At 43.4% G+C, this 21,464-nt stretch carries 25 protein-coding genes and 1 tRNA gene; 22 read left to right on the top strand and 4 right to left on the bottom strand.

What is annotated here, in order from left to right:
* The first annotated feature begins 73 nt into the window (after window positions 1-73).
* From AAH944_RS07990 to AAH944_RS07895, 20 genes are all read left to right on the top strand, one after another.
* Window positions 74-226, top strand: coding sequence for a hypothetical protein (locus AAH944_RS07990; protein ID WP_415534127.1), 153 nt, complete (start codon window positions 74-76; stop codon window positions 224-226).
* A gap of 195 nt (window positions 227-421) precedes the next feature.
* On the top strand, window positions 422-1,327 hold the full coding sequence (locus tag AAH944_RS07985; RefSeq protein WP_415534125.1) for a DUF1566 domain-containing protein: 906 nt from the start codon (window positions 422-424) through the stop codon (window positions 1,325-1,327).
* A gap of 230 nt (window positions 1,328-1,557) precedes the next feature.
* Window positions 1,558-2,367 (top strand): MerR family transcriptional regulator, encoded by an 810-nt coding sequence (locus AAH944_RS07980; protein WP_415534123.1) that lies wholly within the window; start codon window positions 1,558-1,560, stop codon window positions 2,365-2,367.
* A gap of 89 nt (window positions 2,368-2,456) precedes the next feature.
* Complete coding sequence (locus AAH944_RS07975; RefSeq protein ID WP_415534121.1) at window positions 2,457-3,131, top strand: methyltransferase family protein; 675 nt, start codon at window positions 2,457-2,459, stop codon at window positions 3,129-3,131.
* Window positions 3,132-3,196: 65 nt separating this feature from the next.
* Window positions 3,197-3,511, top strand: coding sequence for a DUF1992 domain-containing protein (locus AAH944_RS07970; RefSeq protein ID WP_415534119.1), 315 nt, complete (start codon window positions 3,197-3,199; stop codon window positions 3,509-3,511).
* Window positions 3,512-3,768: 257 nt separating this feature from the next.
* Entirely contained in the window at window positions 3,769-4,938 is a 1,170-nt protein-coding gene (locus tag AAH944_RS07965; protein WP_415534117.1) for a pyridoxal phosphate-dependent aminotransferase, read from the top strand.
* 454 nt (window positions 4,939-5,392) lie between these two features.
* Complete coding sequence (locus AAH944_RS07960; protein WP_415534115.1) at window positions 5,393-7,285, top strand: NADH-quinone oxidoreductase subunit L; 1,893 nt, start codon at window positions 5,393-5,395, stop codon at window positions 7,283-7,285.
* Entirely contained in the window at window positions 7,282-8,139 is an 858-nt protein-coding gene (locus AAH944_RS07955; protein ID WP_025205785.1) for a respiratory chain complex I subunit 1 family protein, read from the top strand. The genes AAH944_RS07960 and AAH944_RS07955 overlap by 4 nt, the downstream gene beginning before the upstream one ends.
* A 63-nt stretch (window positions 8,140-8,202) precedes the next feature.
* The gene (locus AAH944_RS07950) at window positions 8,203-8,640 is read left to right on the top strand and encodes an NADH-quinone oxidoreductase subunit B family protein (RefSeq protein WP_415534112.1); all 438 of its coding nucleotides are present in this window, start codon (window positions 8,203-8,205) and stop codon (window positions 8,638-8,640) included.
* Entirely contained in the window at window positions 8,641-9,003 is a 363-nt protein-coding gene (locus tag AAH944_RS07945) for an NADH-quinone oxidoreductase subunit C (protein WP_415534110.1), read from the top strand.
* A gap of 15 nt (window positions 9,004-9,018) precedes the next feature.
* A complete protein-coding gene (locus AAH944_RS07940) occupies window positions 9,019-10,098 on the top strand; it encodes a nickel-dependent hydrogenase large subunit (RefSeq protein ID WP_415534108.1) in 1,080 nt (359 codons plus the stop codon).
* 10 nt (window positions 10,099-10,108) lie between these two features.
* Window positions 10,109-10,531 (top strand): 4Fe-4S binding protein, encoded by a 423-nt coding sequence (locus AAH944_RS07935; RefSeq protein WP_415534106.1) that lies wholly within the window; start codon window positions 10,109-10,111, stop codon window positions 10,529-10,531.
* Entirely contained in the window at window positions 10,524-10,871 is a 348-nt protein-coding gene (gene hypA / locus AAH944_RS07930; protein WP_015042847.1) for a hydrogenase maturation nickel metallochaperone HypA, read from the top strand. Before AAH944_RS07935 ends, hypA begins: the two co-directional genes overlap by 8 nt.
* A 16-nt stretch (window positions 10,872-10,887) precedes the next feature.
* Window positions 10,888-11,538, top strand: a complete 651-nt coding sequence (hypB, locus tag AAH944_RS07925) for a hydrogenase nickel incorporation protein HypB (RefSeq protein WP_415534103.1) — start codon at window positions 10,888-10,890, stop codon at window positions 11,536-11,538.
* Between the two features lie 140 nt (window positions 11,539-11,678).
* Window positions 11,679-11,903, top strand: coding sequence for a HypC/HybG/HupF family hydrogenase formation chaperone (locus AAH944_RS07920; protein WP_415534101.1), 225 nt, complete (start codon window positions 11,679-11,681; stop codon window positions 11,901-11,903).
* The gene (hypD, locus tag AAH944_RS07915; protein WP_415534099.1) at window positions 11,893-12,939 is read left to right on the top strand and encodes a hydrogenase formation protein HypD; all 1,047 of its coding nucleotides are present in this window, start codon (window positions 11,893-11,895) and stop codon (window positions 12,937-12,939) included. The genes AAH944_RS07920 and hypD overlap by 11 nt, the downstream gene beginning before the upstream one ends.
* 177 nt (window positions 12,940-13,116) lie before the next feature.
* On the top strand, window positions 13,117-14,106 hold the full coding sequence (gene hypE / locus AAH944_RS07910) for a hydrogenase expression/formation protein HypE (protein WP_415534098.1): 990 nt from the start codon (window positions 13,117-13,119) through the stop codon (window positions 14,104-14,106).
* Complete coding sequence (locus AAH944_RS07905) at window positions 14,069-16,006, top strand: LTA synthase family protein (RefSeq protein ID WP_415534097.1); 1,938 nt, start codon at window positions 14,069-14,071, stop codon at window positions 16,004-16,006. The genes hypE and AAH944_RS07905 overlap by 38 nt, the downstream gene beginning before the upstream one ends.
* A 96-nt stretch (window positions 16,007-16,102) precedes the next feature.
* Complete coding sequence (locus tag AAH944_RS07900) at window positions 16,103-16,639, top strand: nitroreductase family protein (protein ID WP_415534096.1); 537 nt, start codon at window positions 16,103-16,105, stop codon at window positions 16,637-16,639.
* Window positions 16,640-16,691: 52 nt separating this feature from the next.
* Window positions 16,692-17,006, top strand: a complete 315-nt coding sequence (locus tag AAH944_RS07895) for a zf-TFIIB domain-containing protein (protein ID WP_415534094.1) — start codon at window positions 16,692-16,694, stop codon at window positions 17,004-17,006.
* Between the two features lie 640 nt (window positions 17,007-17,646).
* On the opposite strand, the gene AAH944_RS07890 is transcribed toward AAH944_RS07895, so the two are convergent.
* Entirely contained in the window at window positions 17,647-19,020 is a 1,374-nt protein-coding gene (locus AAH944_RS07890) for a DUF6179 domain-containing protein (RefSeq protein ID WP_415534092.1), read from the bottom strand.
* On the bottom strand, window positions 19,014-19,508 hold the full coding sequence (locus AAH944_RS07885; protein ID WP_415534090.1) for a DUF6323 family protein: 495 nt from the start codon (window positions 19,506-19,508) through the stop codon (window positions 19,014-19,016). The genes AAH944_RS07890 and AAH944_RS07885 overlap by 7 nt, the downstream gene beginning before the upstream one ends.
* A gap of 183 nt (window positions 19,509-19,691) precedes the next feature.
* Between AAH944_RS07885 and AAH944_RS07880 the strand changes: the two genes are divergently transcribed.
* The gene (locus tag AAH944_RS07880) at window positions 19,692-20,165 is read left to right on the top strand and encodes a methylated DNA-protein cysteine methyltransferase (RefSeq protein ID WP_415534088.1); all 474 of its coding nucleotides are present in this window, start codon (window positions 19,692-19,694) and stop codon (window positions 20,163-20,165) included.
* Between the two features lie 64 nt (window positions 20,166-20,229).
* Here AAH944_RS07880 and AAH944_RS07875 read toward each other — a convergent pair whose 3' ends face one another.
* Complete coding sequence (locus AAH944_RS07875) at window positions 20,230-20,742, bottom strand: TQO small subunit DoxD (protein ID WP_415534086.1); 513 nt, start codon at window positions 20,740-20,742, stop codon at window positions 20,230-20,232.
* 229 nt (window positions 20,743-20,971) lie between these two features.
* On the opposite strand from AAH944_RS07875, the gene AAH944_RS07870 reads away from it, so the two are divergent.
* Window positions 20,972-21,196, top strand: coding sequence for a hypothetical protein (locus AAH944_RS07870; protein WP_415537827.1), 225 nt, complete (start codon window positions 20,972-20,974; stop codon window positions 21,194-21,196).
* 173 nt (window positions 21,197-21,369) lie between these two features.
* Here the strand turns inward: AAH944_RS07870 and AAH944_RS07865 are convergent.
* Window positions 21,370-21,443 (bottom strand) — tRNA-Trp (locus AAH944_RS07865).
* Window positions 21,444-21,464 lie beyond the last annotated feature (21 nt).

Genomic DNA, 21,464 nt, shown 5'->3' with positions numbered 1-21,464 from the left:
ACAAATTTTCAAGCACAATTAATTACTATAGTGGATAACCTTTTTCTGTATATAAATGGAGGGGTGGGCTAAAATGATACTTCTATCACCAGGATTTTGGGCTGCTATGTTAAGTTTTGCACTTGTTATGTGGGTAATTAAAATGCTTTGGAGAATTGACAAGAATGTAAAATCTATTGAGAGAAAATTGGATGCTACTTCAAATAAGAAAGATGATTCATTGTAGGATAAACACAATCTGAGAGAATATGAATGGAATATGCAGACTACGGACGCTGCGTAAATGTAAGCTGTAGAAGGTAAGGAGTGGGGTTATTGGCACAGGTTATAAAAGAGAAGACTACACTGTGCCCCGTAATGGATTTTGTTTGAGTATCCACATAGATTATAGCGGTGATTTAAATGGGGAGATTGATTGAGGATGGGAAAAAATAAAAAGGTAATTATCGGATGGATAGGTGTGTTCATAACCGTTATATTGTCAAGTGTATGGGCTTATTGGGGAGCTTTTGAAAATTTCCATGAAGGCTGGTACTCAACTTCCATCTGGGAAAACCTCTTTATGTTCTTGTTCCAATATATGTTATTTGCTATTATCTTTGTATTATTAGCATTAGTTATATTAAGATGGAAAAGAATAGGTTTTCTACTACATCTAATTTTTGGTGGCTTTTGTATTTGTTTTTTTTCCGGTGCTAGTTTTAATGTGCTAGGATTATTGATTATTATACCTTTTACTGTTCTTGGGCTACTTTATTATTTTGGGGAGCCTGAGCCTAAGAAATGGGCATACAGGTTAATCATAATTGTTCCATTAGTTATTACTTTAGTTATTTCAATCCCTCAAGCTATTAAAGTGTCCCAAAGAATTAATGATAATAATTTGGGAATGAGAATAGTAGAAGGGAATGGTGTAACTCTGGCTTGGGCACCAAGAGGGCCTGGCTGGCCGGATAAAGGGACTTCCTGGAAAGAGGCGCAAGATATATGCAAGTATTTATCAGAGGATGGCACAACCATTATGAAGGAAGAGCAAAATATTTGGCGCTTGCCAACAGTGGATGAAGCAGTTCGTTCTATGATGCTCCACGACGAAAATGCAGGTGGAGTCTGGTATCCGGAAGAAGAGAAGGCCGTCTATGATAGAACGCCAGATAAGGAAACACCTTTATGGGATGTACATTCCAAGGTAATCTATTACTGGACTTCAGATACATCAGTAAAGGATGAACAACAGGCATATGTCATTGTCTATCATGGAGGTATATTTGATAAAAGGAAGATGGGTCAACAAGATTATATGAGTTTTAGAGCTGTCAAAGAGTAGCTCAATAACGCTATAGAAGTGATAATTCTAAGTTTAAGTTGCGGGAATCTATTATTATCAAAGAGCGTCCTTATTATATTTGGAGGTTCATCTTATCGTGCCGACTTCCCAAAACACTTTGTTTGTACATTAAAAGGAAAAATAATAATCATTAATTTTAATGCTCCCCTAAAATAAATTGACTCGACCCTTAGAGTGGGGTTTATAATGAGTGCGAAGGTGGGATGGCGGTGAAGAATCGAATAAAAATTGGCGATTTTGTTAAATTAACTGGAAGTACATTAAAAACAATTATCTATTACCATAAGATTGGTTTACTGCAAGAACCCGAACGCTCACAGGGAGGATACCGCTTATACGGGCCGGAAGAGCTAACTCGTATGCAATTAATCAATCACTTGAAATCCCTCGGGCTGGATCTGAAACGTATTAAAGAAGTATTAGGTGATATACACTACAACAAGACATTGCGGGAAGTCTTACAATCCTTACAAATTGATCTGCTAAACGAGAAGAAAAGCCTTGAGGAACGAATAGCAAAAATCGAATTATTGCTGAGTGAAGACAAAGTACGACTAGATGAGGATATTTATGATTCCCCTTCTTTTCAAATGATCACTGAGATATTAAAACCGGAGCAAATTGAAAACTATGCGCGAACCTGCCCGGAACTCTTCGATCAACAACGAAAATTGTTTGGCATTTTGGATGATTTCCAGTGGGGAGAGGACTACCAGGAAACTTTTCGAGCATTGGCCGGATATTTCCAAGATCACCCTGAGCAATATCAGATTTCTTTGGATTATGGGGTGCGTCTGTCCAACCTTTCCCAACTATCCGAAGATGATCCAGAGATTGAAATTCTAGCTCGGGAATCTGTAGAATTTATTAAAAGTATACCTCAGTTGAGAAAGATGTTATGCAACCAGTCAGGTATAAAGAAACCCCTTGAAAGCTTATACAATGATATGGTAGCCAACGTTATTTCACCGGCTCGGATGAAACATAGGCAACTCTTCCAAAAATATCTTAACTCATAATTTTTTATTACAACATTACTTCTGAAAAGTTTTGTTCCATGGTCATAAAAAGTCATTAGTCATTATTGCTAAGATTGGAGGCGATTTCAGTGGAAGAGAATACTAAACTGTCAAAGCGAAAAGCCTATCTTTTTCCGATAATAATAATGATTGTGATGGGCGTCATCATATTTCTTCCAGCCGGTTCTTTTTGGTTTTGGCAGGCATGGATATGGTGGTTGGGCTTATCTGTACTGATGATTTTTACAACAGCTTTTTTCTTGAAGAAAAGTCCTGAATTACTAGCAAGAAGAATGAAGTTTAACGAAAAAGAGATAACTCGGAAACCCCCTGCCATCCTAAATTTGTATTTTCTCGGATTCATAATTCCCGGTTTTGATTTTCGTTTTCATTGGTCGTCTGTGCCTTTATGGATTATTATCACATCGAATGCTATTGTTTTTTTAGGCTATATATTTATTATCCTTGTCTTTAAAGAAAACAGTTTTGCTTCAACTGTCATCCAGGTCGAGCAAAAACAACAGGTTATAACAACAGGCCCCTATGCCATTGTTCGTCATCCGATGTACTTAGGAATGTTATTAATGTCGCTTTTTTCTCCTCTGGCTTTAGGCTCTTACTGGGCAATAATACCTTCACTCATGATAATACCATCATTAATACTAAGGATAAAAAGCGAAGAGGAAGTACTACTAAAGAGCTTACCGGGGTACAACGATTATTGTTTAAAGACATGTTACCGTTTGATTCCGTCAATCTGGTAATTAGTTTGAAATTAAGGCATGATGACATTTGTCATAAATAATAGATTTAAGGAGCTGACACTGGCATGTTTGAAAGACTGGTTGAAGCAAAAATTCAAGAAGCCATTAGAAACGGCGAATTTGATAACCTTCCTTTGGGCAAACCCATTAATCTGGATGACTGGGCAAGTCTTCCAGAGGATATGCGTGCTGGATATATGTTGTTAAAGAATGCAGGATACGCACCAGAAGAAGTGCATCTGTTAAAAGACATCGGAGAATTACGTGAGCAGTTAGCCGGAAATAATAGCCAAGACGAGAAAGCAATTATCATTAAAAAGCTCAGAGAGACAGAATTAAAATACAATTTATTAAAGGAACTAAGAACCCGAAGAAAATAATTAGTTTTGGTTTCAAAATTTTGTGAAGAAGAAGGGGCGCTGTGCTATCTTTCACCCGGGTTACTTCATGACATATGCTATGTGTTGCAGATTTCATAAGACTAATCAACTAATTTTAGACCGTAAGGCCAAGGGGCGGCCGTCCGTGGCCGACTCGGCTTCGTATTTTATGAGCATACTTTTTTAGGTTGATTTCATCCCTCTTTTTCAGGTAAAATATAATGAAATAATCAACTTGAGGATGGAGATATAGTATTATGCGTATGATATTTGCAGACCGGATGAACAGACTGGGCAGTGAGACGGCTTTTGAAATGCTGGCGAAGGCTAAGGTTTTAGAAGCGCAGGGAAGGGAAATTGTTCACCTTGAGATTGGTGAACCGGATTTTCCGACGTTGCCCAATATTATAGAAAAAGGGATGGAATGCATGCGGGCGGGCATGACGAAATACACACCTTCTTCGGGCTTGCTGGAGGCAAGACAGGCGGTTGCGGATTATGCGGGTAAAAAAAGAGGCTACGAGATTGACCCCGAGGAAGTAGTCATGACAGCGGGCGGCAAGCCGATTATGTTTTACGCCATTTTGGCTACGGTTAACCCCGGAGATGAGGTCATTTATCCGAATCCGGGTTTCCCGATTTATGAATCCGTTATTAAGTTCGTTGGCGGGGTACCGATACCGATCCCGCTGCGTGAAGAGAATGAGTTCAGAATGGATATCCAGGAATTCAAATCCCTCGTGACAGACAAAACAAGAATGGTGATTATCAACTCGCCGCAAAACCCAACCGGCGGGATGCTGACGAAAGAAGACTATCAGGAAATCGCCGATTTTTTGGCCGACCGCAATATTGTGATTCTCTCGGATGAGATTTATGAAAATGTCGTCTATGAAGAGCCGTCATTCTCGATCTCTTCGCTGCCGCATATGAGAGAAAAAACAATCATACTGAACGGATTCTCGAAGACCTATGCGATGACCGGCTGGCGCGCCGGGTACGGCATCATGCCGAAGGAAGCCGCCCAGCAAATTGGCAAGCTCGTTGTGAACAGTACTTCCTGTCTGGCAGGTTTTACACAGATGGCTTGTATTGAGGCCCTGACAGGACCGCAGGATGAAGTCTTGAGAAGAGCAGAGCAATTCAGAATCAGAAGGGACCGGATCGTTGACGGACTGAATGCCATCAGTGGGGTTACCTGTCTGAAACCACGCGGTGCCTTTTACGTGTTTCCGAATATCAAAGCTTTTGGAAAAACCAGCAAGGAGATGGCCGAGTACCTGTTAAACGAAGCAGGTGTTGCGACCCTCTGGGGCAGTTCGTTCGGGGAATACGGCGAAGGATATCTGAGGATTTCCTATGCGAATTCCCTGGAGAATCTTGAAAAAGCTGTAAGCCAAATTGATACTGCTCTGAGGAAGTTATAGTTGATGTTGCTCTGAAAAAGTTATTATAGATATTTTGAAACAATCAACGGTGCAGTATGAGGCTGCACCGTTAGTTTGGTTCGCCCTGTATTTCAGGTAACTGAAGAGAAGAGCATGAAATAGCATAGTAAAGCATACGGAAGGATCCAGAAGATAGCAGAGAGATTCCAAGGGATATATCGGAGCACAAAGAGCCAGAAAATTCAGAATAATTTAATATATTCTCAAAAAAGTTTAGGAAATTGTTGCAATATTGTTGAAATTATCGAAGCAAGTCCTTATACTAAATACTAAACTTGGTTTGAAATGAGTATGAAACCATATTTTATATTATTTGGAAAGGGGGACATAATAATTTGCAGAAAGCAGAATAAGAACTGGGCACCTTATTTTGCTATCAAGTTCATGATTGAGGTTAATAAATGATTTAATAATTGAGGGGAAAGAGGACACTATGAACACAGTGCTATTTCTTGTTTTGTTTCCAATTGTTGTTGCACTGCTTTTGCTTATCCTGCCGCAGCCGGCTGTACGGAAAGGCATTGTGGTGCTGTCAACAATCATTCTGACTGTAGCATCAGTATATCTGGTTGTTCAGTATTTTAACACAGGGACAGTATTTTTTAATCTGGATAATCAATATATTGATCTTGGAATATTCGCTGTTGAGATCATTCTTGCAGTCATTGTCATTGGGATTTCGCTGAAATACAAACAGTATCTGGCTGGGCTTTTGATGTTGACCAGTGCTGCAATTATGATATGGTTTGAAGGTTCTTATGGAGAAGAGATCCAGACATCGTATAATTTATTTGTTGATAATCTCTCTCTGATCATGACACTGATCATTGGTATCATCAGTAGTTTGATAGCCGTATTTGCTATCGGCTATATGAAGGATTATCATCATCATCACAAGGAAATTAAAGACAGAACCCCATTTTTCTTTTTCGTTATTTTTGTCTTTCTAGGAGCGATGTATGGGGTTGTTTTTGCCAACAATCTGATGTGGCTTTATTTCTTTTGGGAAATCACCACATTCAGTTCATTCTTCCTGATTGGCTACAGCCGCGAAGAAATTGCGGTTAAGAATGCGTTCAGGGCTTTAAACATGAACCTGCTTGGCGGACTTGGTTTTTCCATCGCCATTGTCTACCTATTTATCAATGCGCATACGATTGAGCTGAACATGCTGCCGGAGCTTGCGTCTACCGTAGTGCTTCTGCCGACAGCTTTACTTGCGTTTGCCGGGTTAACGAAGGCTGCCCAGATGCCGTTTTCTTCCTGGCTGCTTGGAGCGATGGTTGCGCCGACCCCTGTTTCCGCACTGCTCCATTCCAGTACCATGATTAAAGCCGGCGTGTACTTAATCATCAGACTTTCACCGGTTTTTGCTTTTGTTGACGGCGGTTCAATGGTCGGACTGTTTGTCGCGATGGTTGGAGCGGTGACATTTGTCCTGACATCCTTTATGGCCATCTCCCAGTCGGATGCTAAACGTGTACTCGCGTATTCGACGATCTCCAATCTTGGACTGATTATTGTTTGCGCGGGCATTGGGACCTATCAATTGATGTGGGCTGCGATCATGCTTGTGATCTTCCATGCGATTGCCAAGTCTTTGCTGTTCCTGTCTGTAGGTACAGTCGAGCATAACATCGGTGACCGTATCATCGAGTCCATGGACGGACTGATTACCAAAATGCCGAAGATTGCGATTGGAATGGTCATCGGGATTGCGGGAATGTTTCTTGCTCCGTTCGGTATGCTGATCAGTAAGTGGGCAGCGCTCGAAGGGCTGGTTACAGCAAATCCGGTACTCACGGTATTTGTGGCCTTTGGAAGTGCCGCAACCTTATTCTTCTGGACAAAGTGGCTTGGTAAGCTTTTGATGGTGAAAGAAAGACCGCTGGAATTCCAGTCAAAGGTCCCAGGGACAGAACGCTTCACGCTGACTGCGCTTGCTATTTTGACAGTTGGGGTTTGTCTGCTGTTCCCGCTCATCTCGAAATATTCTCTGGAGCCGTTTATTGCGTCCATCTATAATCAGACCTACCTGCTTGATCAGGGTAATGTTATTATCTTGCTGATTATGGTTGGCCTGATGGTGGTTCTGCCTGTTGGTCTGTCGCTCACTCACAAGAATGTTCAGTATAAGCCGCAATACCTGGCGGGACTCAATACTCCCGAAAAAGAGAAGTTTTATGGTTCTCTGGGTCTTACAAGAGAAATAACGATGAGGAGTTTCTATCTGGAAAATATTTTCGGTGAGAGCAAACTGTTTAAACTTGGTGTTGTAATCAGTATTGTTCTAATCATCATAATGTTTGGGGTGGGGATCATATGAGTGGAAATTATGCATGGTTAATGGTCATTCTCTATATCATTCTGGCCCCGTTCATCGGTGGTTTGATTGCCGGGGTGGACCGCAGGATATCTGCCAGGATGCAGAGCAGATACGGTCCGCCGATTCTGCAGCCTTTCTATGATATTTTTAAATTGATGAACAAAAGCAGTATTGCGGTAAATCCGCAGCAGAGGCTGTACATCATCTGTTTCATTGTTTTTGTAATTATCTCCGGAGCGATATTCTTTGGCGGCGGAGACTTGCTGCTGGCGATTTTCGCTTTGACGCTGGCCAGTATCTTCCTGATCATTGCGGCCTACTCTACTTTTTCGCCGTACGCCTATATCGGTGCAGAGAGAGAAATGCTGCAGATCATGGCCTATGAGCCGATGGTCATTTTAACGACTGTAGGAATGTACATGGTGACGAAAAGTTTTAATGTTTGGGACATCGCAATGTATGACCAACCGCTGCTTTACAGTCTGCCAGGTATTTTTCTTGGATTCCTGTTTATCCTAACCATTAAATTCCGTAAATCACCTTTTGATATATCGATGTCTCATCATGCGCACCAAGAGATTGTCCGCGGGATTATCACGGAATTTTCCGGGACGGATCTGGCGCTGATCGAGATTGCCCACTGGTATGAAAATGTCTTCCTGTTGGGTATTGTCTGTCTGTTCTTTGCGTCGAGCCCGATCATTGCGTTGATCCTGGCGATCGTCGTCTATTTCCTGGAGATATGGATTGATAACAACTATTCCCGTCTTAAATGGCAGTCCGTGCTCGGAAGCGCCTGGATCGTTGCACTTGTGCTCGGCGTAGGCAACATCGCGTACCTAGCCCTTAGATGATACTGCTGGCTGGCCTAATGCCGCAGACCAACCCCCGATTAATAAGGATTGGAGTGAAATAATTTGTCATACTTGCCGAAGTCTCCTTGGCTGGTCCATTACGACGCCTCCAGCTGCAACGGCTGTGACATCGAAGTACTGGCTTGTCTGACGCCTTTATATGATGTCGAGCGTTTTGGCGTTCTGAATATTGGCAATCCAAAGCATGCCGATATTTTCGTCGTGACAGGATCTGTCAATGAACAAAATAAAGCGGTTATTAAAAACATTTATGACCAGATGGCTGATCCGAAAGTCGTTGTGGCGATCGGAGCCTGTGCCACTTCCGGAGGAATCTTCCGCGAATGCTACAATGTCCAGGGCGGAATCGATAACGTCATTCCGGTAGACGTGTATGTCCCTGGGTGTGCTGCCAGACCTGAAGCAATCATTGATGGTGTCGTTCAGGCATTGGGAGTTCTTGAGGAAAAATATCAGAACTTGGGGAAGGTGGCAAAATAGATGACGGAACGTATCATTAATCCGGTTATAGCTGAAGAGCTTGTTGACTGTGCGAAGCAGTATCTGCAGAAGGGGTATCGCCTGATCCAAATCTGCTGCACCAAAACGCCATCGGAAATGTATCTGCTTTATTCATTTGAAAAGCTGGACTTGACTATGGAAAATCTGAGATTGGATGTCCAGTCTGGCGATACCATTCCGAGTATCAGTGATGTGTATTTTGCCGCGTTTCTTTATGAAAACGAGATTCATGATCTCTATGGTATAAATGTCAGCGGAATGGCGGTTGATTTTCAGGGCACATTTTATGAGACGGCAGTTAAACAACCTTTCAACATAACTGCCGCAGATATGAAAGAATAGGAGAGGGATGGTAATATGGGTGAGCGAACAATAATTCCATTTGGGCCTCAGCATCCGGTACTGCCTGAACCGCTCCATCTCGATCTTATTATGGAAGATGAGAAAGTAGTTGGCGCAGTTCCTTCAATCGGGTTTGTGCACAGGGGCTTGGAAAAGCTGGTTGAAAAAAGAGATTTTAATGAAATGATTTATGTCATTGAACGTATCTGCGGGATCTGCAGTTTTATTCACGGACAGGCCTATGCCCAGACGCTGGAAGGCCTGATGGGCGTGGACATTCCGCCCCGTGCCAAATATCTGCGTACCATCTGGGCGGAACTTTCCAGGGTACACAGCCACTTGCTCTGGCTCGGTCTCATGGCCGATGCTTATGGCTTTGAAAGCCTGTTTATGCATTGCTGGCGGATACGGGAGAAAGTACTCGATATTTTTGAAGAGACCACCGGCGGCAGGGTTATATTTAGTGTATGTAAAATTGGCGGGGTCTGGAAGGATATTGACAACGACACATTGAATAGAATAAAGGTTATTGTCAAAGACATCGGGGAGGAAGCCAAAGCGGTGACGGATGTATTTGTACGGGACTATTCCGTTCAGAAGAGAACCAGAGGCATAGGCGTCGTGACTTATCAGGAAGCGATCGATCTAGGTGCCGTTGGTCCGACCCTTAGAGGCAGCGGCGTTGTTCAGGATATGCGCACCTTAGGCTATGCCGCTTACGGTGATCTGAATTTTGAGCCAATCGTCGAAAAAGACGGCGACTGCTACGCCCGCACCGTGGTTCGGGTGCGTGAAGTATACCAGTCTCTGGATCTCATTCGCCAGTGTATTGAGAAAATACCTGACGGCGAGGTGGATATGAAGGTAAAAGGCAATCCGAGCGGAGAATATATTTCACGTATGGAGCAGCCCCGCGGTCAGACTTTCTACTACGCCAAAGGCAACGGTACAAAATACTTGGAGAGGTTCAGAGTCAGAACACCAACGTTTGCGAATATCCCGACGCTGCTGAAAATACTGCCAGGCGCAGACCTTGCAGATGTTCCGGTGCTGGCATTGACCATCGATCCTTGTATCAGCTGTACGGAAAGGTAGGGAGAGACGCATGGCTTTTAATGTAATTAACAAGACAATTATGAAAAGTTTATTCAGCAAACCCGCTACAGCGATGTATCCGGTCATCAAAAATGAGTTTTATCCCAATACGCGCGGCAGCATTGAGATGGCTAAGATAGAAAATTGCTCGTTCTGCGGCATTTGTTCTAAAAGATGTCCGGCCACAGCTATCGAGGTCAGCAAATCCGATAAAAAGTGGGAGATCGACCGTACCCGCTGTATTGTTTGCAATTTCTGTGTTCAGGTATGCCCGAAAAACTGCCTGAATACCGAAAGAAGTTATACTGCACCGATGAGAGATAAATCCAGTAAGTTGTTTACTGCATATGGGCCTGTCGTCCAGGAAGTTCATTCCGCGACAACTGCTCAGGAAAATCATACACAGGTGGGAACAGCAGAAGAAGATGCATGAATATCCGATTACTGAACAAATCATAAAAATTGCTTCTGAAAAAGCCAAGGAGAATAATGCGCGTAGTATTACGCGCATTACCTTGGTTGTCGGGGAACAGTCCGGCTTTATTGGCGAATCCATTCAGATGTATTTTGACATTATTTCGAAAGACACCCTCTGTGAGGGGGCTGTTCTCGAGATGGAGAATATTAAAGCCAAGTGGTACTGCCCGGACTGCAATATTCATTATGCGCGTCAGCCGTTTTCTTTTGCCTGCCCTGACTGCGGTAATGATGGTATGCCAACAAACATTGGAAAAGAATTCTATGTTAAAGATATAGAAATAGAAACAGAATAAAAAGGGGGGGCCTTAAGTGGCTGAAAAAGAAATTCAGGTTGTCCAGAACATTTTTGATGAAAATGATAGGATAGCCTTTGCGACGCAGGAAAAACTAGGCAAGATGGGCGTATTTGTTGTGAATATCATGGGGGCTCCCGGAGCAGGAAAGACATCGAGCATTATTAATCTAATCCGGCAGCTTTCTGAAAACAAAGTGTATGTGATCGAAGGAGATATTGAATCGGATATTGACACTGTCAAGCTCAAAGAGTTAGGCATTGAAGCGATCCAGATCAACACGAATGGCGCATGTCATCTAGATGCGCCTACGATCCAGAGTTCCTTGGACGGATTGTCTTTCGACAAGCCCGGCCTGTTGTTCATCGAAAATATTGGTAATTTGGTCTGTCCGGCAGAATTCCAAATTGGTGAGCATATTAAAATGCTGATTTGTTCAGCAGCTGAGGGAAGCGATAAGCCGTATAAATATCCGCTGGCTTTTGAAAAAGCGGATGTGATTTTGCTTACGAAATGTGATTTAAAAACATATGTCGATTTTAACGATGAATTCTTCCTTAAAGGTGTTAGAGCGCTGAATAAAACTGCGCCGGTGTTTGAAGTCAACGCCAAAACCGGACAAGGCTTTGAAGATGTTGCGGGATGGCTGCTGCAAAGAAAAAGCTAGAAGGTCATTCTTTGCTTTTTTAGGTCAACCGTAATAAAATAATTTTAGTATTATGTCAGCCCTAAATCCTGTATATCACAATTTTGAGCTGACATGGTGCTAACAGATACTAGCGGCATTGAAACAGGGTGGTGAACGAAATGTGTGTGGCTGTTCCTGGAAAAGTGGTGGAAGTGACTGATTTTACCGGCAAGGTTGATTTCCAGGGAAATATTATCGATGTCAATATGGCCCTGGTGGATGCCCAAGCAGGTGATTACGTGCTGGTTCATGCAGGATGTGCTATTGAAGTCATTCAGAAGGACACCGCTGATGAAATTTTGGAGTTATTTGCAGAATTGGAGTCACTAAAATATGAATCTTGATAAGATACTGAAAGAGCTTGCCGGCGATCATCAGGAGCTTAAAATCATGGAAGTATGCGGAACTCATACTTCCTCAATCTTTAAGAACGGCATACGCAGTCTGCTTTCGCCAAAGATCAGGCTTATATCCGGCCCGGGCTGTCCGGTGTGCGTAACTCCGGCTTCCTATATTGATAAAGCCATTGAATGGGCCATGACCCCAAACTGCGTGCTGCTTACCTTTGGCGATATGATGAAAGTGCCGGGCTCGGAGAAATCTTTAAGTGAAGCCAAGGCGGACGGGGCAAGGGTCGAGATCATGTACTCACCGCAGGAAGCGCTTAAAAAGGCCGCAGCCAACCCGGAACTTACGTATGTGATCGCCTGCGTCGGCTTTGAAACCACGATTCCGTCTTATGCACTGGTTATGGAGCAGACGGAGCGTTCCGGTCTGACGAATATTAAGTTTTTGACTGCGCTGCGCAGGGTTATGCCGGCGCTTGATTTTATCTGCGCCACCGATAATGAAATATCAGCGTTTATTGCGCCGGGGCATGTCAGCACGATTCTTGGTTCGCAGGCCTATGCTGGTCTGGCGGAGCGGTATATGAAGCCTTTTGCCGTAGCCGGCTTTGAAGGGGAACATATCCTGATCGCCATTTACGATTTGGTCAAACAATTCGAAAATCATAAACACGAAGTGCATAATCTTTATCCTTCCGTGGTTAAGCCGGAAGGGAACGCGGTTGCGTTAGCCTATATCAGCAATTATTTTGAGTCTGGACCGGCTTTTTGGCGCGGGATCGGAGTTATTGAGGATTCCGGTTTATACCTGAATCAGAAATACCGGAAATACGATGCCGGTTCGGCCGATCTTACCGGTGACGCTGCTCAAAAAACGACGAACTGCCGCTGCGGCGAGGTTATCCTTGGCAAGATCAACCCTGACGAGTGCCCGATGTTCGGTAAGGCCTGTACACCGGCCAAAGCGCAGGGGCCCTGTATGGTATCGTCTGAGGGTACCTGCGGCATCTGGTACCGGTTTACCAGAAAGTAACCCATCCATATATTTTTAAGTAACGTTTAAACGTTGCTTATGAGAAAATAAGTCGGGAAAATATACGAAGAAGATAGATAAGATAGATACAATAGATAAGATAGATACAGGAAGATAGTTTACAGATGGACTCAGGCAGGCTAAGCAGCCTGTAATGAAAAATGAGTAGGTGAGTAAATGAAGATTGTAATGGCGCATGGGAGCGGCGGCAATGCTACCAGGGAGCTTATCAAAGATCTTTTCCATAAATATTTAGCCAACGATTATCTTGATAAAATGGAAGATTCGGCAATCCTGCCTGTTTCCGAATATCCGCTGGCGATGACCACCGATTCTTTTGTGGTCACGCCTCTGGAATTTCCGGGCGGAGATATCGGCAAGCTTGCTATCTGCGGAACAGTAAACGATCTCTGGATGGCAGGAGCCGAACCTCAGTATCTGACAGCAGGATTTATTCTCGAAGAAGGCCTCGATGTGGATTTGCTTGACCGCGTTGTCGCTTCACTGAGTAGAACGGCTAAGGAAGCAGGCATTAAAATTGTTGCCGGAGATACCAAAGTCGTTCAGGGAAATGGCGGTTTGTATATCAATACAGCTGGTCTGGGTTTCAGAAAAAGCGGCAGGCGGATTGGCACGGATATGATCCGTGAGGGAGATGCGCTTATTGTCAGCGGTGATTTGGGCAACCATCACGCCTGCATCATGTCTCAGCGCATGGAGATTGTCAATTCAATCCAAAGTGACTGTGCAAATCTTGGACCCATGGTTGAAGATTTGCTTCAGGCAGGCATTGAGGTCCGCGCGATGAGGGATATTACCCGGGGGGGCTTGGGCACGGTTCTGAATGAGATTGCCGAAGCTTCGAACCATGCCGTAGAAATCGAGGAGAAAAGCATTCCTGTGGATCCGGAAGTCAAATCCTTCTGTGATATCTTAGGCCTGGATCCACTCTATATGGCCAATGAAGGAAAGTTTCTCTGTATCACTGCTCAGGAACATGCGGAACGGGCTCTGAATATTCTAAAGCAAAATTCTCTTGGCACTAAGGCGAGGCTGATTGGAAGCGTCACAGAGACCGGAAAACCTCTCGTAACAGTGAAAACAAGACTCGGAGGGAAAAGGGTTATCGATGTCTTATATGGTGAAGGCCTTCCAAGGATTTGTTAGAAGCCCTTTAAGAAGCAGGGAACTGTCAGCTAAGGGCTTTCTGATCTGGATTGCATCTACAGCATTCATCCAGGTCATTGTTGCTGAAATGATCCAACGGGGAGATTTCAAATCAGCTTTTGTATGGATCTATTCCAATCTCCTGGTATTTTTAATGAACGATTTTTTGGCAGTTGTACTTCTGTGTTTTTTTCTTTTTCTTACGGGGAATCTGCGGCTTACGGTCATTTCTTCATCCGTCCTGCTGATTTTACTTTCGTTAACAAATATGGTGAAGAAACAGTTTTTAGGGGATCCTTTGTTTCCCTGGGATTTTGGGAGATTCGATCAGGTTTATAATCTGCTGCCGAAGATTTCTGGAGAAGTGCTGCCGGTCCTTTTTTTTCTTGGCGTGATGATTATCGTCCTCATTCTGGCCGGGGTATTCTTTATTCCGAAATATCGCCTCCGCTTAAGGACCAGAATGGGTGTTCTTGTGGGTGTCGCTATTCTGATTCCATTGCTGGTTTTTTACCGGCATACGCCGATCCAGACGTTGTTTAAAATGGCCGAGATCGAACATATCTACTGGGTCCAAACCCAAAACAGCTTAGAGAACGGTTTTCTTTTGGGTTTCATGATGAACACGGAATATATCATGGTTTTGAAGCCGGCCGGCTACAGTGAAGAAACCATCAGCAAGATCACAGCTGAGGACAAAGCCGATTCGGCAGTGGCTGCTGCCAGTGTTCAGGACAGCGGAATGAAGTCGGATATTGTTGTCATTCTGGATGAATCTTTCTGGGACCCTACCAGGTTCCCGAAGGTTGCTTTTTCTGAAGATCCGCTTCCCAATTTTAGAAGATTAAGCAATGAGGGAACTTCAGGTCAGATCTTGTCCCCTGTATTCGGAGGAAGTACGGCAAATGTGGAATTTGAGTTTTTGACAGGATTATCGACCAATTTCCTGCCACAGGGAGCGATTGCTTACCAGCAGTATGTCACAAAATCCCTGCCTGCTTTACCGAACTTACTTCAGCGTTACGGCTACGAGACGACGGCTATTCATCCCTACCACGGCTGGTTCTATGACAGGGAAAAGATTTACCCGCTGCTGGGTTTTCAGCACTTTTACAGTCTGGAAGATTTCAACGGGGCAAAAATTGACGGTGAATATATCGCAGATATCGAAGTCAGTAAAAGAATTATTCAAGAACTTCAAACAGCCGATCAGCCGGAATTCATTTTTGCTGTAACGATGCAAAATCACGGTCCTTATCCGGCGGACCGTTACAGTGATCATACGGTTAGTACATCAGGCAGTCTTACATCCGAAGGAAAAGGGATTTTAGATACCTATGCGGAAGGAGTGCGGGATGCAGATGCGTCGCTGGCTTATCTGACTGACTATTTGCGGAAATCGGACAGGCCGACAATCGTCGTTTACTTTGGGGACCACCTGCCTTTTTTGGGCAAAGATTATCAGGTTTATAAAGAAACCGGCTATATTACCGGGAATGAAAATCAATGGTCAACGGAAGATACCTTAAAAATGAAATCGGTCCCACTGATCATCTGGTCCAACGATCAACCGGACACGGTTGAAACAAAGGCAGATACAGATGCAGATGCGAGTTCTGCGGACGCAGCCAAAACGATACGAGGTACCACAGATTTGGGACTTATCAGCCCGTCGTTTCTAGGGGCCTATTTGTTGAAACAGCTAAATTATCCAGGAAATACTATTTTTGAGTATACCAGCCGGATGGCGGATGTCCTGCCTGCTTACGGCAAATCGGTCTTCGTTGACCGGCACGGGCAGACGTACAACGAGCTTCCTTCATCATTCCAGGAAGCAGAAAAAAATTACTGGCTGCTGGAATATGACCTGTTATTTGGAAAGCAATATTCAAAAAAATAAGGCGAACGTTTGAGACGGGTAAAGTTTTTAGCTAGAGTTGATAGATCCTATTTTGTGTATTAGAAGCCAGTGAATATACAGGAAAGAGGGATAAGAATGCTTGATTTGTTATATGATAGAAGAAGTATCCGTAAATACAGTCCGGCCGCAATAGAAAAGGATAAAATCCAAGACCTGGTCAAGGCTGCTTTGTTGGCTCCTTCCGGTAGAGGGATTCAGCCGCAGCGTTTCATCATTGTGGAAGATCATGACCTGCTTCAGAAACTTTCCTTGGCCAGGGAGCACGGATCAGCTTTCTTAAGCGGAGCCCCTTTAGTCATTGTGGTCCTGGCGGACAGCAGTCTGACAGATGTCTGGACCGAAGATGCATCCATAGCTGCGATCATTATTCAATTAGCCGCAAAGTCGATGGGGCTAGGATCCTGCTGGGTTCAGGTCAGAAACAGAAATCAGTCCGAGGGGAAGACCACGGAAGAATATATTCAGGAAGTGCTGAACATACCCCGGGGCTTAAAAGTGGAATGTATGATTGGGCTTGGATATCCTGCTGAACAAAAATTACGCAGGACGGAGCAAGATCTGCAATATCAAAATATATTTGTCAATCAATATGGAACAGAATTTCTAAACTAATATTAAGCGTATAAGCTTATCCTAAAAATAAATTCTTGTGGAGGTGTTGTTCATGGATTGTCCGGTGTGTCATGTGAAATTGCAGATGACGGAACGCAAAGGAGTAGAAATTGATTACTGTCCGCAGTGCCGCGGGATCTGGCTCGATCGCGGCGAATTGGACAAAATTATTGAAAAATCTCAATCCGAGAGCAGTACTCAGGAACGCAGACCTGGATATGTGAATGAATACGGAAATTATGAGCATGAAGACAAACATCATGATCGAGAACATGAGCATGCGTATGATCGGGACCATTACGGCAAAAATTCGAAGCAACGCAGGGGATCTTTTTTAAGTGATTTGTTCGACTTTGGCGGTGACTGATCCATCCCTCAACGAAAAAGTGAGGAATTTATTGCCTGGATAAAAAACAGCAAAAATACAAATTCTAAGATTGTAAAAGGGTACGTAATGGTTGAGCCAAGATTCTGTTATGCTCTTTCGGGGGTGTAACAGGGTCGGCCAAAGATTGTCTGAAGGTCAAAGGCTTTCAGGCAGTCGGAGGGAAGATTTTTAACGGTTGGGAAAAGCTTTAAGGCAGTCGATTAATTTTTATTGTTTTAGGGTTCCAACCTATCGTTAAGGGTCGAGCTAAGATTATGCCGGGTGTCGTATATTCTATGAGTTTGTAAGTTCGTTACAAAGTTATAGAATTAATGGTTGGCTGCAGCCGTGAGGTTGCTGTCAGCTGTTAAGATATCTTGCATGGTCGAACAAACCATGATCATAGGTGGCGACCTGCTTGGTTATGGTCGAGAGATCATGGCTGGGTAATCAACCATCTATGGTGGTGCAAGGTAGATCATTGCGTGCTCTTTTCAGACCAAGATACATAACAGAAAAAGAATGATGAAGAATACCAGTCTTATTAACGAAAGAAGCAGAGCAGAAGCCCTGCTTCTTTTGCTGAGGCATGAAACGTTCGAATGATCGTAAGCCTTTAAGCCGTGGACAAAGTACACGTTTAAATAATGGTTATACCTTCAGCAAGATGAAGCAGGGTAAACAGTTCAGACGGCACAAGGCGGTCTAAAAAGGAAATCAGCCGGATCTGCCATTCTTTCATTTCTCCAGTGGCTGCGTGTCCGGAACGGATAAATAATGACGGATCGGGCGCCGGGAATGATTTGATCAGCAGTGCAAGTTCCAGTGCGGTTAAAGAATGATAAACACTGTCATATTCATCTTCAAAAAGACAGGATGCTTCGAGAATGTCTGCCAGGTCGGCGGCACTGCGGATTTCTCTCCGGATGATGGTAAGCTTATCTTCAATATAACGGCATTGTCGGATTTCTTCGGCAATGTCCCGGAATACGTCATCTGCTAATCTAGGTCCGTCTTCAAAAACGAGGGAAGAATGCTCCGATTGTGCTTTTAAAGTAATAAAGACTGCTTCCAACTTCTCATTGCTCAAAGCATTTTTGAGTCTTGCGGCAAATGGAATTATACTTTCTTTCAGTAGCTGAACCAGGCTGCTGTCATCGAGCGTGAGGTCGTCGCTGACTTGCGTCAAAGCATGCTGCAGCCTAAGATCAAGTTCTTGGTCTGGGAGATTTGCTAATTTCTGCTGAAGGTATTCCCGGTCCTGTTGACTGATATTCAATTGATGCGCAGGCTTGCCGGCCATTACTGAACCAAGTGATTGAGCGAATACCAGCTCAAAAATATTCAGCAGCAAGTCCTCAGAGTGATCGTGATACCCGCGCAGCAGACATTGGATGTCTTCGCCGGGGAAATTCAGGCAGAAAGTATCCTCACGGTATAATTGCTGCAAGTAATGATGAATATAGACAATCCCCGTTGAATCCATCTGATCATTGCTAAGCGGGTAATCGATTGAACCGGGTGTTTCGTGCGCAGCGAATTCAGGATCGTAAGCTGTAAAAAATGCAGGAATGCCATTTTCGAGCGTGTCGCTATAGGCCTGGTTAATAAAGGTCAAACCGTCATGATTAATAACAGACAGAAGTGTTTTGGCTTCACTGATGCGAAGATCAATAATGTTTCTGCCTTCCTGAAATAGATCGTTGATTTGGTTTTGCCTGAGACAATTCAAACAGAGATCGGGATGGGACAGGCTTTTCAGATAGATACCGATCGTATACAGGATGGACAGCATGATACTTTGCGCTGTTTCCGACTTTACGGAGCAGCTGTCCCCATGTGTAAACCTTTTCAGTTGTTTCGTCAGGAGTTTAATGATTTGTGTTTGCATATGCTGAAGTTCAACGTCAGTCAGTAGTCCATGCTGAAGAGCCTGTTCCAAAAGTGACTGAAGAACAGCGCTTTCAGGAAGAGACATATTCAATACCGCGTTTTTTTTGAGTATATTCACCATACGTCTGCCTCCTCATTGTCAGGATCATCTTCGTTGGGGTGTACGTTCCAATAATCCGTCAGGCCATAGCGGATATTACGGGCAAGCGCTTCCAGTTCGCGGTTTTGCAGCAGCTCAAGCGAGCCCTGACAGTTCCCGTCGAAATAAACCTTCATCAGTCCGATCAACTCATCGTCGCTTATTTCATCAAGCGTCTCATTCTTAAAATAATAAAATGTCTCAATCAAATCATTTAAGGCAGAGGCATAATTGTGACAGGAGAGAAAAGGGGAATCACAAAAGCGGAGAATGAGCTTATTAATCATGCCGCCTGCAAATTCAACCCGTCCGAAGCTGCGAAGAGAATGAGCCCGTGTTTCTACAAGCTCCAAGGCTTCTGATGCTGAAAGCTGTAAACCAAAGCGGGCCGTCTGTTCGTTACATTCCAGGATCTCATGCACGGCCATCTTGTTGATCATGGCAGGAGGGAGCAGCATAAATGGTTCCATTTCCGACATCCTTTCACTGTTGCATTGATTTAATTAGAGGATGATGCCAAGAGGATATTGACAATCAAAAAGATATGTGATATAGTAAAATAGAAAAATTGTATACAAATATAAATAAAATCTATCAAATTTAAATATACCATTGATCTCTTGAGGAGTCAATGGTTTTTATGAGGAATAAAAATGGCTAGAAAAACGTTTGATGAAAAGCTGCATCAGGCAAAAAATTTGCCCAGAATAGAATTTATCGGCTATGACGAGAAGATGGCCAAGCGGTTTGGTGCTGGAAATATGTTGATTGCCGCTCCGCTGGAGTACGATGAAGTCATGAAAAGGATACCTCCGGGCAAACTGATTACTTCCGATGAGATCAGAGCTTATCTGGCCAAAAAACATCAAGCCGATTTCACCTGTCAGCTGACGGCAGGGATATTTATCAATATTGCTGCCAACGCCTCGCAGGAACGGCAGGATGCCGGCAGTTCGGATGTTACTCCATACTGGCGGACGCTTAAGAAGCGCGGAGAATTGAATGATAAGTATCCCGGCGGCCTGGATCATCAGAAATTTCTGCTGGAGTCTGAGGGACATACGGTGATCCCAAAAGGCAAAAAATATTTTCTAAAAGAATTTGAAAAATCTTTGTTTTTGTTATAAAACGAGAGAATATTAAAGACACAGGTCAAGGCCTGTGTCTTTAATATTCCAATTCAAAACTTTGTTACGCAATACCCTGCTTGAGTCGTCGTTTTTTCCACTGGGGTATAAGTATCCTGTCCACTCCCCAGTAGTAGGCAGCTGCGCCGGCCCAAAGCAGTAAAGCTTCCCAGAATAATAACATCGGATTGGTGCTGACAGCACCAGCCAGTAGGTAACTCATGTTCAGAAAGACTGCCGCAAGTAAAACGATGGTCGTGAAGCAACCGAGGATTAATCCCAAGCCAACCAGAAGCTCTCCCCAGGCAATCACATAACCAAACACTTTGGCATTCGGAAGAGCAATATTTTGAATAAATGATGCATACCACCAGGATACATCAGGATGTTGGCCACCGGTTTTAGCGAGGGCTCCTTGTAAAAAACCTGTAACGGCCGCGCCTGCATTCGGGCCTACCCAGGCTGCAGCACTTGCTCCAAAAGTTTTGCCGATACCGGCACTCAGCCACTCCCAGCCAATATATACGCGAATGACGGTCCACACAACCTGCATAAATCGTGATTCTCTCCAGCTCATATTAACCCTCCTTTAATTTTAGTATGGGATTACAAAATCTTTTTATACCGTTTAAATCTTGTAGATGTTCCCAAGTGATCAAAAATACAGAAAAATTGCAAATTAAAAGAAATAAACTATTATAAAAAATAATGTACCATGTCCATTCAAATTTCACATAACTGTCACCATTATTTCACATAAATGACATAATGGATTGTTAACATATTACCTACAATTAATGAAAGGAGTGATAGAATTGGATACGGATAAAGGAAATAAAATTGTTAATGTATTGCTTTGTATTGATCTTCTGATCTTGGTGATTACCGCGCTAACAAATAACATAATTCCCAAAGAAATCTTTGAAAGCGTCCATGTTATTCCCGGTTTTTTATTAGTTGTTTTAGTGCTATTTCATCTTAGACTTAATAGTAAAAGCTTAAAGAAAAGTAATAAATCAAGTGATACATAGCTTTCAAAATGATCTGAGATCAAAAAGATCATAACCTAAAAAATAGAAATATAAATAAGGGAGTCGGATAATTCCGATTCCCTTATTATTTCTACGATTAAATAAATCTGTCCAAAGTCTGCCCCAAAGCATAAATACAAAAATAAAAAAGGCCTCTGAGCCTTAAATTTACTTGGCAGGGGATGAAGGAGTTGAACCCTCACTGACGGTTTTGGAGACCGCTGTTCTACCATTAAACTAATCCCCTAAGTGTTTCCTACAGTTGACG

Origin of the sequence: Dehalobacter sp. CP, from assembly GCF_047652685.1 — a bacterium.
GTDB lineage: Bacteria > Bacillota > Desulfitobacteriia > Desulfitobacteriales > Syntrophobotulaceae > Dehalobacter.
The sequence above is the reverse complement of the archived record's forward strand: the minus strand, read 5'-3'. Positions and strand labels throughout refer to the sequence as shown.